The following is a 15857-nucleotide window of genomic DNA, read 5'->3' on the forward strand; positions in this document are numbered from 1 at the left end:
ATGTTTTACGGCAAGCTCATCGGCGGCGTTCTCGGACTGTTGACCCTGGGGCCTATTGGCTTGGTGGCAGGAATAATCGTCGGCCACTTTTTCGACCGCGGTCTCGGCGGCGCCTTTCGCTTTGCCTCGCCGGAAAATATCGCGCGGGTGCAGCGCAGTTTCTTCGAAACCACCTTTTTGCTCTCCGGCTACCTGGCCAAGGCGGACGGGCATATCTCCCAGCAGGAGATCGACCACACCGAAACTGTGATCGCCAACCTCGGCCTGAACAGCGACGAGCGGCGCGAAGCCATCGAGCTGTTCCGCCGCGGCGCCGCTGCGGAATTCCAGCCGCAGGCGACGGTGTCCGCGTTTCTCGAGACCTGCAGTGGGCAGCGCCAGCTGCAACACACCCTGCTCATGTTCCTGGTGTCGCTGACCCTCGCCGACCACCAGGTCGAGCCCGCCGAGCGCGAGGCGCTGCTGGAAATCGGCCGCCTGTTCGGTGTCGCGCCCGCCCAGCTGGAACAGCTGTTGCGCATGGCCCAGGCGCAGGGACACTTCCACGGTGGCGGCCAATCCGCGGCGCCTTCCCGCGATACCCTCGCCGACGCCTACGCGGCCCTGGGGGTGAGCGCCGACATCGACGACAAGGCGCTCAAGCACGCCTACCGCAAATTGATGAGCGAGAACCACCCGGACAAGCTGATCGCCCGGGGCGTGCCCGAGCACATGGTCAAGCTGGCGACGGAAAAGTCGCAGGAGATCCAGTCCGCCTACGAAACCATCCGCAAGTCGCGCGGGCTGGGGAAGTAGGCATCAGGTACGCCAGAAGGCCGGTGTGAACAGCACCAGCAGTGTGAAAATCTCCAGGCGGCCGAGCAGCATGGCGAAGCACATGATGAGTTTCGCGGTTTCGCTGATGTCGCCAAAGCCCGACGCCACACCGGCGATGCCCATGCCGAGGTTGTTCAGCGACGCCGCCACCGCGGAGAAACCGGTGGTGAAGTCCATGCCGCAGGCCATCATGGCCAGCAGCAGGATAATGAAAGCGGTGGTGTAGACCGCGAAAAAACTCCACACGGCGCTGACCACCGTGGCCTCGACCCGGCGCCGCCCTACCTTCAGCGGAATCACCGCCTGCGGATGCACCAGCTGCTTGAGTTCGCGTATGCCCTGCTTGTAGATCAGCATCAGGCGCATGGTCTTGATGCCGCCCGCGGTGGAGCCGACACAGCCGCCCATACAGGAGAAGAAAATCGCCAGGATCGGCAGTTCCGCCGGCCACACCGAGACGTTTTCTGTCGAGTATCCGGTGGTGGTGATAATGGAAATCACCTGGAATACACCGTGAATTACGCTCTCGTGATGACCGTGGGTGTTGGTGTAGATCAGGATGACGATGGTCGTCAGGATGCAGCAGGACACCGCGACGATATAGAAGCGGGTCTCCGAGTCGCGCTGGTAGACCTTCAGGCTGCGCCGCCGCCAGGCGAGGAAGTGCAGGCCGAAATTGATCCCGGAGATGAGCATGAAAAAACTGGAGGCGATGAGAATCGCGTTGCTGTTGAAATAACCCAGGCTACTGTCGTGGGTGGAAAATCCGCCCAGCGCGATGGTCGAAAACGAGTGGCCAATGGCGTCGAAGACGGACATGCCCAGCAGGTAGTAGGTGATGGCACAGGCCGCGGTGAGGATCACGTAGCAGATAAACAGCGCCTTCGCGGTGCCGGCGATACGCGGTGTCAGCTTGTTGTCCTTGGATGGCCCTGGCGTTTCCGCCTTGTACAGCTGCATACCGCCGATGCCGAGCATGGGCAGTACCGCCACGGCCACCACGATGATGCCGATTCCGCCCATCCACTGCAGCAATTGCCGGTAGAACAGGATCGAGGGCGGCAGCGCATCCAGTCCGGTAATCACCGTGCCGCCGCTGGAGGTGAGCCCGGAGATCGACTCGAAGATCGCGTCCACCGGGGATAGTTCCAGCCCCTCCGCCAGCGCCAGGGGCAGCGCACCGAAGGTGCCCAGTACCGTCCAGAACAGCGAGGTGATCAGGAAGCCGTCGCGGATGCGCAGCTCCTGCTGCACATCGCGCAGCGGCAGCCACATGAGCAGGCCGGAGAAAAAGGTGATACCAAAAGCGGAGAGAAAGCCGATGGCAGAGTGATCGTCGGCGAGCAGCGCGATCACCAGCGGCGGCACCATGGTCAGCGAGAACAGCATCAGCAGGATGCCGAGGACGCGCAGGGTGACAGCGAAATGCATGGGCTAGAAGAACCCGAAGCCCACGGCGAACAGTTTTTCCACCGCGCTGATCTTGCTCTTGTCGACCAGGAAGATGATCACATGGTCGTCGGTCTCGATCACCACGTCGCCGTGGGCGATGAGGACCTCATCTTTGCGCACGATGGCGCCGATGGTAACCCCGTCCGGCAGGTTGATCTCGTCCAGGCGCCGACCGACGACCCGCGATGAGTAGGGGTCGCCGTGGGCGGTGACCTCGATCGCCTCGGCGGCACCGCGGCGCAGGGAGTGCACGTTACCCACGTCGCCGCGGCGCACGTGGGTGAGCAGGCTGCCGATGGTGATCTGCTGCGGCGAGATGGCGATGTCGATCTCGTCGCCCACCAGCTCGGCGTAGGCGGGGTTGGCGATCAGCGTGATTACTTTCTTCGCCCCCATGCGCTTGGCCAGCATGGAGATCATGATGTTGGATTCGTCGTTGTTGGTCAGCGCGCAGAATACGTCGCAGGCCTCGATGTTTTCCTGCGACAGCAACTGCGGCTCCGAGGCACTGCCGTTGAGCACGATGGTGTGGCGCAAACGCTCCGACAGCAGCTTGCAGCGGTCGTAGGAGCGCTCGATCACTTTCACCCGGTACTTGTGCTCGATGCTCTGTGCCAGGGTCGCGCCGATGTTGCCGCCGCCGGCGATCATTACCCGCTTGTAGGGTTTGTCGACCTTGCGCAGCTCGGTCATTACCGCGCGGATATGCTCGCGTGCGGCGAGGAAGAACACCTCGTCGCCGGCCTCGACCACGGTGTCACCCTCGGGGATGATCGGCCGGTTCTGGCGGAAAATCGCAGCGACGCGGGTGTCCATGTTCTTCGGCATGTGGTTGCGGATCTCGCGCAACTCCTGGCCGACGATGAGGCCATCGTGGTAGGCGCGCACCGCGACCAGCTGCACGCGGCCGTCGGCGAAATCCAGCACCTGCAGGGCGCCGGGGTTCTCAATGAGTTGCTCGATACTGCGCGTGACCAGCTGTTCGGGACCGATGATCACATCCACGGGAATGTGCTCGCGCTTGAACAGCTGCTCCTGGTAGGCGAGGTAGCTGGGCGACCTGACACGGGAGATTTTGGTCGGCGTGTTGAACAGCGTCTGCGCCACCTGGCAGGCCATCATGTTGATCTCGTCGGAGTTGGTGACCGCGATCACCATGTCCGCGTCTTCTGCTCCGGCTTTATAAAGCGTACCGGGGTGCGAGGCGCCGCCGAGAACGGTGCCGATGTCCAGCCGGTCCTGCAGGGCGCGCAGCTTGTTGCTGTTGGTGTCGACGACGGTGATGTCGTTCTGCTCGTTGGCGAGGTGCTCGGCCAGGGTGCCGCCGACCTGACCCGCCCCGAGGATAATGATCTTCATGGCTCGCTGACCCGGCTAAGGTGGGGGAACGATAAATAAAAGCCCTTCACATTGTAAGCGCCGGTCCGGGCAATTGTGCACAATGCCGGCTCACTCCTTTTCCAGCAGGGCGTAATACAACCCGTCCGGGCCATCGGTGCGCGGCAGCAGCTGGCGACCGCACTCGGTTGTCTCGCCCCACGCCGCCGCGGGACGCAGCAGCCGGACATCGCCCTGGCGCGCAATAAATGCCGAGACCACGCCATCGTTTTCCGCGCGCAACACCGAACAGGTGGCGTAGAGCAGCTGGCCGCCCCGGCGCAACAGCGGCCACAGGCCATCGAGAATAGCGCCCTGCTGTCGTGCCAGGGCATCGATATCCTGCGCGCGACGCAGCAGCTTGATATCCGGGTGGCGGCGGATGACGCCGCTGCCGCTGCACGGGGCGTCCACCAGGATGCGATCGAAGGCTTGCGCGGTTATTTCTGCCGGTGGATGGCTGGCATCGCCGGCCACGCAGCGTGCGGAGACGCCCAGCCGTTCGAGGTTTTCTTCCACCATCGCGAGGCGTCCGGCGTCCGTGTCCATCGCCACCAGCTCGGCCAGAGCCGGCTGCAGTTCGAGGATGTGGCAGGTTTTGCCGCCGGGTGCGGCGCAGGCATCGAGGACGCGCTCGCCGGCCTGTACTTGCAGTAACAGTGCCGCCATCTGCGCCGCCTCGTCCTGCACGCTGGCGTCGCCGGCGGCGAACCCGGGCAGTTCGCCCACCGCCCTCGCCTGCGCCAGGTATACCGCCTGGGGCGAAAGTTCGCCCGGTCGCGCGGGCATGTCCGCTGCGTCCAGCCGCGCCAGGTAGTCCTCCCGGGTGCCGTGAGCGGCATTGATGCGCAGGGTCATCGGCGCCTGCTGGTTGTTGGCGGCGATGATGTCGAGAGCCTGGGCCGGCCAGTCGCGTTGCAGGTGGGTGAACAACCAGTCCGGGTGAGCGCAGCGCTGTGCCTCGGACAGGTTCGCCTCCAGTTGTTCGCGCTCGCGCTGGAACCGGCGCAGCACGGCGTTGCACAGGCCCTTCGCCCAGTGCTTTTTCAGCGCCCGGGTGGCGGCGACGGTCTCGTCAACCGCGGCGTGGGGGGGAATCCGGGTGTCCGCCAGCTGGTAGAGCCCGCACAGCAGCAGGCCGAGCACATCGTGGTCGCGCTCGCGCAGGGGCTTGTCCAGCAGCTGATCGAGAATACCCTGCAGGCGCGGCGCCAGGCGCAGGCTGCCGTAGCACAGCTGCTGCAGCAGGGCGCGATCCTGCGGGCCCACCGCGTCGAGCCCGGCGGGCAGCGCCTGGTTCAGCGAGCGGCCGTCGAGAACCTGCCCCAGGACGCGGGCCGCGACAGCGCGGGTATTCCGGGCCATCAGTCGGCCGCGGCCGGTATGTCGAAGCGGCGTCCCGCGGCGAACAGGTCTGCGCTGCCATTGAGGATCTGCGCCGCATCCAGCGGTTTGCCGCCGGGCAATTGCAGCCGGGTGAGCAGCAGCTGCCCCTCACCGGTGTTGACCAGGATGCCCTCGCGGGTGACCTGCAGGATGCTGCCCGCGGGCTCGGGTAGCGGCGCTGCGCCCGCGGGCAGCGCCTCCCAGACGCGGATGCGCTGCCCGTCGAGGTGGGTAAAGCACACCGGCACCGGGTTGAACGCGCGCACCCGGCGCTCCAGGGTTTGCGCGTCCTGCGACCAGTCCAGCTCCGCCTCGGCCTTGTCGATCTTGGCGGCGTAGCAGCTCGCCGCATCGTCCTGTACCGCGGCCCGCGCCTGGTGGCCGGGCAGGTCGGCGAGCACTTCGGCGAGCAGCGGCGGACCGAGGCGCGCCAGGCCTTGTTCGAGGTCAGCGGCGGTGGTTCTGGCGTCGATCGGGCAGCTGGCGGTGGCCAGCATGTCGCCGGTATCCAGTCCGGCGTCCATCTGCATGATGGTGATCCCGGTGCTGGCGTCGCCCGCCTCGATGGCGCGCTGGATGGGTGCGGCCCCGCGCCAGCGCGGCAGCAGCGAAGCGTGTACGTTGACACAGCCCAGGCGCGGCGCGTCGAGCACTGCCTGCGGCAGGATCAGGCCGTAGGCGACCACCACCAGCACATCAGCGCCGAACCCGGCAAGTTCCGCCTGGGCATCGGCATCGCGCAGGCTGCGCGGCTGCAGCACCGGCAGGCCGGCCTCCAGCGCCAGTTGCTTGACCGGGCTGGCCTGCAGCTTCTTGCCCCGTCCCGCGGGCCGGTCGGGCTGCGTATACACCGCCAGGAGTTGGTGCTCACTATCAATAAGTGGCTCCAGGTGAAGGGCCGCGAACGCCGGTGTGCCGGCAAAGATGAGTTTCAGGCCGGACATGGATCAGGCGCGGCGGCGCTGGGTCTTTTCCAGCTTCTTGCGGATGCGGGTGCGCTTGAGCGGCGTCAGGTAGTCGACGAACAGCTTGCCGTCGAGGTGGTCGATCTCGTGTTGCAGGCAGATCGCGGCGAGCCCGTCGAGTTCCTCGGTAAACGCTTCGCCGTCGCGACCCAGGGCGGCGACGCGCACCCGCCGGGGCCGGTTCACGGTCTCGTAGTAGCCCGGCACGGAGAGACAGCCCTCATCGTATTCGCCCAGCTCCGGGTCGAGGATCTCGACCTCGGGATTGATATACACCTGCGGCGCATCCTGGTCCTCGGACAGGTCCATGACCAGCAACCGCTGGTGTACGTCGACCTGGGTGGCCGCGAGGCCGATGCCCGGCGCCGCGTACATGGTCTCCAGCATGTCGTCGATCAGGGAGCGGGTGGCGTCGGTGACCTCCACCACGGGTTCCGCCACCGTGCGCAGGCGGGGATCGGGGAATTCGAGGATTTCGAGTATGGCCATCTCTTGGTCTCGGTCTCGCGGGGCCCCAGCGACAGGCTGGAGAAATAGTAACTTTTGGCTTGCCAGCGGGAAAACGCGGCAGCACACTTACGACTATTATACTGTCCGGGAATAAGGGGTGCCCAGTGGCGGGTTATCCGCCGGGTTGATGTCACGGACGGTGGCTGCACCGCTATTCCGGTGCCGCTACCACCGGTACCAGCTGTCGGGCAGCGCATAACAAGGCCACAGGGACGAAAACAATGAAAGCAAGGTCATTCTCGCTTGGGCTGCTGCTGGCGTCGCTGTTGTTCAGCGCCGGGCTGCACGCGGCTGTGGAGCTGAACGACAATGTGCCGGAAACCTATATCGTCAAGAAGGGCGACACCCTGTGGGGTATTTCCGGCATGTACCTCCAGGAGCCGTGGTTGTGGCCCGAGCTGTGGGACGTCAACCCGCAGATCGATAACCCCCACCTGATCTACCCCGGCGACGAACTGTACCTGGTCTGGGTCGATGGCCAGCCGCGCCTGCGCCTGCGTCGCGGCCGCGATGTCAAGCTGGAGCCGAGCATGCGGGTCACCCCGCTGGATCTGGCCATCCCGGTGATTCCGCTGGACCAGATCGAAGCCTTCCTGATGCGCCACCGGATTATCGGTGCGGACGAGATGAACGGTTCGGCCTACGTTGTGTCCGGCGCCCAGAAGCACCTGATCAGCGCCCCGGGCGACCACATCTTCGGCCGCGGGCCGTTCCCGGACGGCGAGCGCGCCTACGGTATCTATCGTCCCGGCGACGTCTACCGCGACCCGCTGACCGAGGAACTGCTCGGCTACCAGGCCAAGGACATCGGCAATGCCAAGCTGGTCACCTCCAACCGCGAACCGATCCCCGAGCTGGAAATCACTCGCGTCACCGAGGAAGTGCGCGTGGCGGACCGGCTGATCCCGCTCCCCGAGCGCGTAATTGATTCCACGTTCTACCCCAGTGCCCCGGCGACAACGCTGGAAGACGCCTATATGATTGCGGTGGATGGTGGCGTTACCCAGATCGGCAGCACCGATATCGTGGTGATCAACAAGGGCCTGCGTGACGGCCTGGTCATCGGCAACGTGCTGGCGGTCTACCAGGCCGGCGAACTGGTGCTGGACCAGGTGGCCGAAGAGAATGTCCGCCTGCCGGATGTCCGCGCCGGTATGGCCATGGTCTTCGAAGTCTACGAAAAAGCCAGCTACGCCCTCATCCTCAAGGCCAACCGGCCGCTCAAGGTGATGGACAAGGTCAAGAACCCCTGATCCCTCGCCGCTGACGGCGTCGCCCAGCCGGGAGACGCCGCCGGCAACCACACAAAACGAACCGACTGACCTGCCGTCAAGGATGATGCATGGAAACCGTCGATATGTGCCCGCCGGCGCTGCCGCCCGGCACGCAGTTGATACTTTCAACCGACCCCCGCTTCCCCCCGCTGCTCAACGCTATTCCCGACCCGCCCGCGCGGTTGTACCTGCACGGCGACGCTGACCTGCTCGCCAGGCCGCAACTGGCGATAGTCGGTGCGCGCCGCGCCTCTGCAGCTGGCCTGCAGGCGGCCGCGGAACTCGCCCGGGCCGCGGTGGATGCCGGTCTGTGCGTGTGCAGCGGTATGGCGCAGGGGGTGGACGGTGCCGCGCACCGGGCGGCGCTGGAGGCCGGTGGTCCAACGGTGGCGGTGATGGGTACGGGGATCGACATCCACTACCCAAAGGCCAACGGCGCGCTGGCCAGGCAGATTATCGAGCGCGGTTGCCTGGTGACCGAATACCCGCCGGCCTCGGCGCCGGAACCCTGGCGCTTTCCCCGGCGCAACCGCATTATCAGCGGCCTTTCCCTGGGCGTCGTCGTGGTTGAAGCGGCCCTGCGCAGCGGCTCGCTGATCACCGCCAGTGCCGCCGTCGAGCAGGGCCGCGAGGTCTTCGCCCTGCCCTGGTCCAACGCCCATGCCGGCGGGTCCGGCTGCCTGCGCCTGTTGCGCGACGGGGCCAAGATGGTCCAGGGCATCGACGATATCCTGGAAGAACTGGACAGTCTGTACCGCGCCCAGCGGGCGCTCACGCCGAGCCCGGTCGAGGAGTCCGAGACAGCGGACGGCGATGCGCCAGCCCTGCTCACCCTGCTCGGCGACGACGAGATTCCGGCGGATACGCTGGCCGGGCTCACGGGGCGGCCGGTGGCGGAGGTAATGGCAGAACTTACCGCCCTCGAGCTGGCCGGGCAGGTAAGGCGCGGCGCACAAGGCTATCGCCGGGAGCCAGATGGTCGTATAACCTTGCCAAGCCGGCACCGCTTCGGTTAAATTTCGCGCCCTTTCCCGGGGCGCTCGTTGCGTGGCTGATTTGGGACTAAGTCCCTGTAATTGGTGCGGTTTTGGCCGGCCCCGGATATACCGGCGCGCAGCCCCGAGCGGGGCAGACGCGAACCCTCGAAGGGTCGCTGCCAGCGCCTGAATCGCGGCCGAGGAGGCCGCCAGGGCGCACACTGCCCGCAACCTGTGGAGCGAAGCTATGAGCAAACCCTTTGTCGCGATTGTCATGGGCTCGGATTCCGACCTGCCGGTGATGGAGGCCTGTTTCGGTGTCCTGCGGGACTTCGGTATTCCCTTCGAGGCCCGCATCACCTCGGCCCACCGCACCCCGGAAGTCACCAAGGCCTTCGTGAAGGACGCCGACGAGCGCGGTTGCGCGGTGTTCATCGCCGCCGCGGGCATGGCGGCCCACCTGGCCGGGGCCGTATCTGCCACCACCGTCAAGCCGGTGATTGGCGTGCCCATGAACGCTTCCCTGGATGGCCTGGACGCCCTGTTGTCCACGGTGCAGATGCCCGCTGGTATCCCGGTGGCCTCAGTGGCGATCGGCAAGGCCGGCGCCAAGAATGCGGCCTACCTGGCGGCGCAGATCCTGGCCACCGCCGACGCCGAGCTGGGTGCGCGCCTGCGCGATGAGCGCGCGGCCAACGCCGCTGCCATCGCCGAGAAGGACGCCGCCCTGCAGGCTTCGCTGAAGGCTTGAACCAGGCGCCACCGCTGTCGCCGCTGCGGTTGGCGACAGCCCTGCAGGCCCTCGCCGCCGGGGACGTCATCGCCTGCCCCACCGAGGCGGTTTGGGGTCTGTCCTGCGACCCCTTCTCCGCCGCCGCGGTGGAGCAGCTGCTGCAGCTGAAACAGCGGCCGGTAGAAAAGGGGCTGATCCTGGTCGCGGCGGACGAGGCGCAGTTGGCCTTCCTGCTCGAGGACCTCAGTAGCGCCCAGCGCGCGACGCTGTCGCTGAGCTGGCCGGGTCCGAATACCTGGCTGGTGCCCCATCACGGGCGCGTGCCGCCCTGGGTGCACGGCGATTTCGATACGGTGGCCGTGCGCGTCAGTGCCCATCCCACGGTGCGCGCCCTGTGCCGGGCCTGGGGCGGGCCGCTGGTGTCGACGTCCGCCAACCCGGCCGGCGCGCAGCCGCCGCGGCACGCCTTCCAGGTGCGCCGCTACTTCGGCGACCTGCTCGCCGACATCCTCCCCGGTGCAGTGGGCGCCTCCGCCCGGCCCAGCCAGATTCGCGATCTCGCCAGCGGCGAACTGGTGCGCGCCTGAATCGCGCCACTGCCTGTTGATCGACCGCGCGGGTGCGTATAATGCTCGCGCCGCTGCTGAAGGACGCGTTACATGCAGATCGAAGAGGTCAAGGCCTACCTGCTCTCCCTCCAGGACCGCATCTGCGCCGCCCTGTCCGAAGAGGACGGCGACGCAGTGTTCCGCACCGATGAATGGCAGCGCGCGGAAGGCGGCGGCGGGCGCTCCCGGGTGCTTGCCGAGGGCGCCGTCTTTGAAAAGGCCGGCGTCAACTTTTCGCACGTCATGGGCAGCAACCTGCCGCCCTCGGCCAGCGCCTCGCGCCCGGAACTCGCCGGGCGCAGCTACCAGGCGATGGGCGTTTCCCTGGTCATCCACCCGCGCAACCCCCACGTGCCCACCTCGCATGCCAACGTGCGCATGTTCGTCGCCGAAAAACCCGGGGCGGAACCGATCTGGTGGTTCGGCGGTGGCTATGACCTGACCCCCTACTACGGCAACCGCGAGGACTGCATCGCCTGGCACCGCGTGGCGGAGCAGGCCTGCGCGCCCTTCGGCGCCGACGTCTACCCGCGCTACAAGCGCTGGTGCGACGAGTACTTCTACCTGCGCCACCGCGATGAACCGCGCGGCGTCGGCGGCCTGTTCTTCGACGACCTCAACGAGTGGGACTTCGATACCTGTTTCGCCTTTATGCGCGCGGTGGGCGATTCCTACATCGAGGCCTATCGCCCGATCGTCGCGCGGCGCAAGGACCAGCCCTGGAGCGAGGCCGAGCGCCAGTTCCAGCTCTACCGGCGCGGGCGCTACGTGGAGTTCAACCTGGTGTACGACCGCGGCACCCTGTTCGGCCTGCAGTCCGACGGGCGCACCGAGGCCATCCTCATGTCGCTGCCGCCGCTGGTGCGCTGGGAGTACGATTACCAGCCGCAACCGGGCAGTGCGGAGGCCGGGCTGACCGACTACTACCTGCAGGGACGGGACTGGCTGGCGGAGGAACAGGCGTGAGTGACAAATACGCGGTATTCGGCAACCCGATCAAGCACAGCAAGTCGCCAGCGATCCACGCGGCCTTCGCCGCCCAGTGCGGGCAGCAGATCCAGTACCGCGCGGTGCGCGTCGATGAGGGGGATTTCACCCGCGCCGCGCGCGAATTTTTCTCCACCGGCGGCGCCGGGCTCAACGTCACCGTTCCGTTCAAGGAAGAGGCCTTCCGCTTTGCCGACCGGCTCAGCGAACGCGCCCGGCGCGCCGGGGCGGTTAATACCCTGTCGCGTGCTGCGGACGGGCAGGTCGAGGGCGACAACACCGACGGCATCGGCCTGGTGCGCGACATGGTGGCCAACCTCGGCTGGGTCATCCAGGGCCAGCGGGTGCTGATCATCGGCGCCGGCGGCGCGGTGCGCGGCGTGCTCGAGCCGCTGCTGCGCGAACAGCCGCGCGAGGTGTTCATCGTCAATCGCACCCCCCAGCGCGCCGAACAACTGGCGCAGGAATTCGCCGATTGCGGCGCGCTCGCCGGCGGCGGCTACGATGCCCTGGGCGAGCGCCAGTTCGACCTGGTGATCAACGCCAGCAGCGCCGGCCTGGCCGGTGAGATGCCGGACCTGCCCAGCGCATTGCTGACCGAGCGCAGTTGCTGCTATGACATGATCTACGGAGCGGAGCCCACCCCGTTCATGCGCTGGGCCGCTCACCATGCCGCCTGGGCGGTGTCGGACGGACTCGGCATGCTGGTGGAGCAGGCGGCGCAATCGTTCTACATCTGGCGCGGTGTGCGCCCGGCGACACAGGCGGTGATCGGCGAAATCCGCGAGGCGATGCTCGCCGCCTAGTCCTGCTGTGTTCCCTCCAGCATCGCCAGGTGCTGGTCCTTGAGCTTCACGTAGTTGTTGGCGCTGTAGACGAAGTAGTCCATCTCCCCAGGCGTCAGCGCGCGCTTTTCCCGCGCCGGGCTGCCGGCATAGAGGAAACCGCTGCGCAGGGTCTTGCCGGGGGTGACCAGTGCGCCGGCGGCGATCACCACGTCGCTTTCTATGACCGCCCCGTCCATGACAATCGCGCCCATGCCCACCAGCACGCGATCGCCGACCTCGCAGCCGTGCAGCACCGCCGCGTGGCCCACGGTGACATCCTCGCCGATGGTCAGCGGGTAGCCGTCGGGGTTGTAGGGGCCGGCGTGGGTGATATGCAGCACGCAGCTGTCCTGGATGGAAGTGCGTGCACCGACGCGGATGCGGTGCATGTCGCCGCGAATCGACACCTGCGGCCACACCGAGACGTCGTCGCCCAGGGTGACATCGCCGATCACCACTGCACTTGGGTCTATGAGCACACGCTCGCCGAGAACCGGCGTGGTGCCGTGGAAAGTGCGCAGGCTGTTGGCGGTGTAGTGACGCATGGCGGGTTCTTCGCGGTCCGGGAAAGGCTGGTACAATAGCCAACCTGCCATTGACTGACTACCCCGTCGCCGGGTCGCCCGCCATGTCCACACCCTCACATAATCGCCGCTTTATCGCCGGCGCCGTGTGTCCCCGCTGCGGGGCCATGGATCGTATCGTCGTGGATATGCAGACCGAACGCCGCGAGTGCATCGCCTGTGACTTCAGCGAAGAGCGGCCGCGGGATAATGCCGGCCAGGAACTGCCCACCCGTGTCACCCGCGCCGCGGCGCGGGCGCCTGCTCGACCCGGAACCGGACCCGAAAAAAAAGCCCGACTAGCCGCGATCCAGCCGCAGGCGCACGCGCAGCGGCCCGCGCCCGAAGGTATCGCTGGAGATGCGCGCCACCGAGGCCTGCTCCACCCCCGGCAGCGCCCTCACCCGCTCCCACACGTAATCGCGCGCCAGTAACTGGGATGCGGTGATCTGCACCAGGTGCTCCAGCCGGGTGGCGAACTCGTCGCCCACCAGGTAGTGCACGATCAGGTTGGCCTCGGTCATGTCCACCGGCAGCAGCGGACGCCTGAGTTCCCGCTGGTGATGGTCGTTGACCTCCTCGAGCAGCCGGTGCGAGAGGTAGGCCTCGTCGAGCATGGCCTCGAGACCCTCGTCCGAGGGCAGCACCGGGGGCGGGTGCAGGATGTAATCCTCGGCGAGTTCGAGAAACGGCACGGTGTAGTCGTGGAAACCAAAGCGCTTGCTCACCGCGCGGACCAGGTTGAGGCTGCCGGGCACGCTGCGCACGTAATCGATGACGAAGCACATCAAGGTGCCCACGGGGTCTATGTCGGGAAGCTCCAGGCGGGCGCGAAGACACGGCAGTTGTTCCGCCAGTTTCTGGCGAAAACTCCCCGTTCGCTCCTCGTGGGCGAGCGCCGACTGAATCGTTTCCCGTATCGCGTTGATGGGCATGGGACCATCCGCGGGCAGAAGGAAATAGCTTCAGGCTAGTACATAATCACCCGATTTCTACAGGGATTTTCATCGCAACCAGCCAGCTTTGTGATTCAGGTCTCGGTAACACAGGTACAGGGTGATACCGCGGGCGAGGTTGAAGGCGGCGAAGGACAACCACAGACCGTGGTTGCCCAGCCCCTGGGTGAAGTACCACAGCGGCAGGAAGACTCCCAGCAGGCTGAGCAGCATAGTGCTCATCATGTAGCGCGTTTCGCTGGCGCCGACGAACACGCCGTCGAGCAGGTAGGCCGGCGCGGCGAGCAGCGGCAGCACCACCAGCCAGGGGTAGTAAGTGCGCATCAGGGCGCGGATGTTCTCGAGGTCGGTGAGCAGCGTGATCATCGGCGCGCTGGCCGCGAGCAGACCGACGCTGACCACCGCGGCAGTGATAGCGGACCACAGCGCACAGCGATGCACCGCGCGATAGAAGCCGGGCAGGTCGCGGGCGCCCAGGCGCTGGCCGGACAAGCCCTCCGCGGCGAAGGCGAAACCGTCGAGGCCGTAGGCGGCGACCATCATCAGGTGCACCAGCAAGGTATTGGCGGCTACCACTTCGCTGCCCAGGTTTTCGCCCTGGGCGACGAAGAAGGCAAACGCAAACAGCAGGCACACCGTGCGCACGAACAGGTGCCGATTGCTGCGCAGCAGGGCGCGGTAGGCTCGCCAGTCGAGGAGTTTGCGGCGCAGCTCCTCGATGGGGTCGCGCGGCAGCTTATGGCGGGCGCTGGCCAGCGCCACCGCGCAGCCCAGGTACTCGGCGATCACCGTGGCCCAGGCGGCGCCGTCGCTGCGCAGGTCCAGGCCCATCACCAGCAGGAAATCCAGGGCGATATTCGCCAGGTTGGTGACGATGACCACCAGCATGGGCCAGCGCGTGTCCTGGCGGCCGATGAACCAGCCGAGCACGGTGTAGGTCACCAGTACCGCCGGTGCGCTGTAGATGCGAATGTGGGCGTAGGACGCGGCCAGCGGGTAAAGGTCCGGTGCCGGTGCCATCAGGTAGAGCCCGAGGCCGATCAGCGGTTCGCGCAGGGAAAATACCGTCGCGGCGATGAGCAGGGCCAGCGCCGAGGAGCGCAACAGCACCAGGGTTGCCCGGTCGTGGCGCCCTGCTCCCTCGGCGCGCGCCACCAGGCCTGTGGTCCCCATGCGCAGGAAACTGAAGCCCCAGTAGAGGAAGGTCAGCAGGGCCGCACCCACCGCCACCGCGGCCAGATAGCGGCTGTTGCCCAGGTGACCGAGGATTGCCGAATCCACCAGGCCGAGCAGCGGAACGGAAATATTGGCGAGGATGGCCGGCCAGGCGATGCCCCATATTTTGCGGTCGAGGCGCGACAGGGGTTCCATATCTTCCATTGTCACGGGATTTGCACGCTCCGCGGGCGCACCAAGCTGGTGCGGGGACCCCAGGGGGCCCGGTAATTGTTTGGGAAATACGCGTCGGAGCGGTTATACTTCCGGCGTTTTGCCGCTGCGGCATATTGTCGCATCTTGGGTAAAACCAAGTCAGCTGGTAATCCATACCCTGTCTTCATTCGACTGTCCCCAGCTGAGGATGGTCACCCGTGATTCAGGGGGGTTCACGACACGGCCGTGGCGCAATGCCAGCCAGTTGTGGGGTAGAAAAACTATTATTCAAAAACATGGAGAACACGGGAAATGTGTCTTGAAGCGAAGCGGTTAGTGAAGCTCGCGCTCGGTCCTGTGCTGATGCTTTGGGGTGGAGCCGCCCTGGGTTACGGCGGCATGAACGAGTTGAACATGGGCCCAGGCGCCACGGAAGTGGGCAAGGAGATCTACGATCTCCACATGATCATCCTGGGCATCTGTACGGTGATCGGTATCGGTGTGTTCGGGGTGATGTTCTACTCCATCTACAAACACCGCAAATCCAAGGGCGCAGTCGCCGCGCATTTCCACGAGAACACCACCGTGGAAATTATCTGGACCGTCATTCCCTTTATCATCCTGGTGGGCATGGCAGTGCCTGCCACGTCGACGCTGCTGAATATCTACGACAACGACGACGCCGACCTCGACGTGGTGGTTACTGGCTACCAGTGGAAATGGAAGTACGAGTACCTCAACGAGAACGGCGAGAACGTGGTGTTCTTCAGCAACCTGCGCACCCCGCAGAGCGAAATCTACAACACCGCAGACAAGGGCGAGCACTACCTGCTGGAAGTGGACGAGCCCCTGGTGCTGCCCGCCGACAAGAAAGTGCGCTTCCTGGTCACCGCCAACGACGTGATTCACTCCTGGTGGGTACCCGAGCTGTCCGTGAAGAAAGATGCCATCCCCGGTTTCATCAACGAGGCCTGGACCCGCACCTCCAAGGAGGGCATCTACCGCGGCCAGTGTGCCGAGCTGTGCGGCAAGGACCACGGCTTCATGCCGATCGT

The 15857-nt window shown here is 66.0% G+C and carries 16 protein-coding genes and 1 pseudogene; 9 read left to right on the top strand and 8 right to left on the bottom strand.

Translation table 11 applies throughout. The features are described 5' to 3' along the window. Positions 1–795 carry a co-chaperone DjlA gene (djlA, locus tag E4634_RS14945; protein WP_135445349.1) on the top strand — a complete coding sequence of 265 codons (795 nt, stop codon included), beginning with the start codon at positions 1–3 and terminating at the stop codon, positions 793–795. Between the two features lie 3 nt (positions 796–798). On the opposite strand, the gene E4634_RS14950 is transcribed toward djlA, so the two are convergent. The 5 genes from E4634_RS14950 to def form a co-directional block, all read right to left on the bottom strand. Next, positions 799–2247: a TrkH family potassium uptake protein gene (locus E4634_RS14950; RefSeq protein WP_135445284.1), complete on the bottom strand. Its 1449-nt coding sequence runs from the start codon at positions 2245–2247 to the stop codon at positions 799–801. A gap of 3 nt (positions 2248–2250) precedes the next feature. After that, a complete protein-coding gene (gene trkA / locus E4634_RS14955) occupies positions 2251–3627 on the bottom strand; it encodes a Trk system potassium transporter TrkA (RefSeq protein WP_135445286.1) in 1377 nt (458 codons plus the stop codon). 90 nt (positions 3628–3717) lie between these two features. Then, positions 3718–5010, bottom strand: coding sequence for a 16S rRNA (cytosine(967)-C(5))-methyltransferase RsmB (rsmB, locus tag E4634_RS14960; RefSeq protein ID WP_135445288.1), 1293 nt, complete (start codon positions 5008–5010; stop codon positions 3718–3720). After that, positions 5010–5975 carry a methionyl-tRNA formyltransferase gene (gene fmt / locus E4634_RS14965; protein ID WP_135445290.1) on the bottom strand — a complete coding sequence of 322 codons (966 nt, stop codon included), beginning with the start codon at positions 5973–5975 and terminating at the stop codon, positions 5010–5012. Before fmt ends, rsmB begins: the two co-directional genes overlap by 1 nt. 3 nt (positions 5976–5978) lie before the next feature. Next, entirely contained in the window at positions 5979–6485 is a 507-nt protein-coding gene (gene def / locus E4634_RS14970; RefSeq protein WP_135445292.1) for a peptide deformylase, read from the bottom strand. 242 nt (positions 6486–6727) lie between these two features. Here def and E4634_RS14975 point away from each other — a divergent pair, with 242 nt between their 5' ends. The 6 genes from E4634_RS14975 to aroE all read left to right on the top strand — a co-directional run bounded on the left by E4634_RS14975 (position 6728) and on the right by aroE (position 11891). After that, the gene (locus E4634_RS14975; protein ID WP_135445294.1) at positions 6728–7759 is read left to right on the top strand and encodes a LysM peptidoglycan-binding domain-containing protein; all 1032 of its coding nucleotides are present in this window, start codon (positions 6728–6730) and stop codon (positions 7757–7759) included. An 89-nt stretch (positions 7760–7848) separates the two neighbouring features. Continuing rightward, positions 7849–8796, top strand: coding sequence for a DNA-processing protein DprA (gene dprA, locus E4634_RS14980; protein WP_135445296.1), 948 nt, complete (start codon positions 7849–7851; stop codon positions 8794–8796). 208 nt (positions 8797–9004) lie between these two features. Then, the gene (purE, locus tag E4634_RS14985) at positions 9005–9508 is read left to right on the top strand and encodes a 5-(carboxyamino)imidazole ribonucleotide mutase (protein WP_135445297.1); all 504 of its coding nucleotides are present in this window, start codon (positions 9005–9007) and stop codon (positions 9506–9508) included. Next, positions 9505–10077 carry an L-threonylcarbamoyladenylate synthase type 1 TsaC gene (gene tsaC / locus E4634_RS14990; RefSeq protein ID WP_240725199.1) on the top strand — a complete coding sequence of 191 codons (573 nt, stop codon included), beginning with the start codon at positions 9505–9507 and terminating at the stop codon, positions 10075–10077. Before purE ends, tsaC begins: the two co-directional genes overlap by 4 nt. 72 nt (positions 10078–10149) lie before the next feature. Continuing rightward, complete coding sequence (gene hemF, locus E4634_RS14995; RefSeq protein WP_135445299.1) at positions 10150–11064, top strand: oxygen-dependent coproporphyrinogen oxidase; 915 nt, start codon at positions 10150–10152, stop codon at positions 11062–11064. Beyond that, positions 11061–11891, top strand: coding sequence for a shikimate dehydrogenase (gene aroE / locus E4634_RS15000; protein WP_135445301.1), 831 nt, complete (start codon positions 11061–11063; stop codon positions 11889–11891). Before hemF ends, aroE begins: the two co-directional genes overlap by 4 nt. Here the strand turns inward: aroE and E4634_RS15005 are convergent. Further along, a complete protein-coding gene (locus tag E4634_RS15005) occupies positions 11888–12457 on the bottom strand; it encodes a gamma carbonic anhydrase family protein (protein ID WP_135445353.1) in 570 nt (189 codons plus the stop codon). The two genes, aroE and E4634_RS15005, sit on opposite strands and share 4 nt — an antisense overlap. 83 nt (positions 12458–12540) lie before the next feature. On the opposite strand from E4634_RS15005, the pseudogene E4634_RS22010 reads away from it, so the two are divergent. Then, positions 12541–12726 (top strand): annotated as a pseudogene (locus tag E4634_RS22010) (YheV family putative metal-binding protein); the annotation flags it as partial. A 48-nt stretch (positions 12727–12774) separates the two neighbouring features. Here E4634_RS22010 and E4634_RS21890 read toward each other — a convergent pair. Both E4634_RS21890 and E4634_RS15020 read right to left on the bottom strand, forming a co-directional pair. Beyond that, complete coding sequence (locus tag E4634_RS21890; RefSeq protein WP_135445303.1) at positions 12775–13410, bottom strand: hypothetical protein; 636 nt, start codon at positions 13408–13410, stop codon at positions 12775–12777. A gap of 69 nt (positions 13411–13479) precedes the next feature. Continuing rightward, positions 13480–14811, bottom strand: a complete 1332-nt coding sequence (locus E4634_RS15020) for an MATE family efflux transporter (protein WP_240725204.1) — start codon at positions 14809–14811, stop codon at positions 13480–13482. Positions 14812–15165: 354 nt separating this feature from the next. Between E4634_RS15020 and coxB the strand changes: the two genes are divergently transcribed. Beyond that, positions 15166–15857: cytochrome c oxidase subunit II (gene coxB / locus E4634_RS15025; RefSeq protein ID WP_135445305.1), on the top strand; the 692-nt coding region annotated here is incomplete at its 3' end.

It is taken from the genome of Mangrovimicrobium sediminis (assembly GCF_004745945.1).
Classification (GTDB): domain Bacteria; phylum Pseudomonadota; class Gammaproteobacteria; order Pseudomonadales; family Halieaceae; genus Mangrovimicrobium; species Mangrovimicrobium sediminis.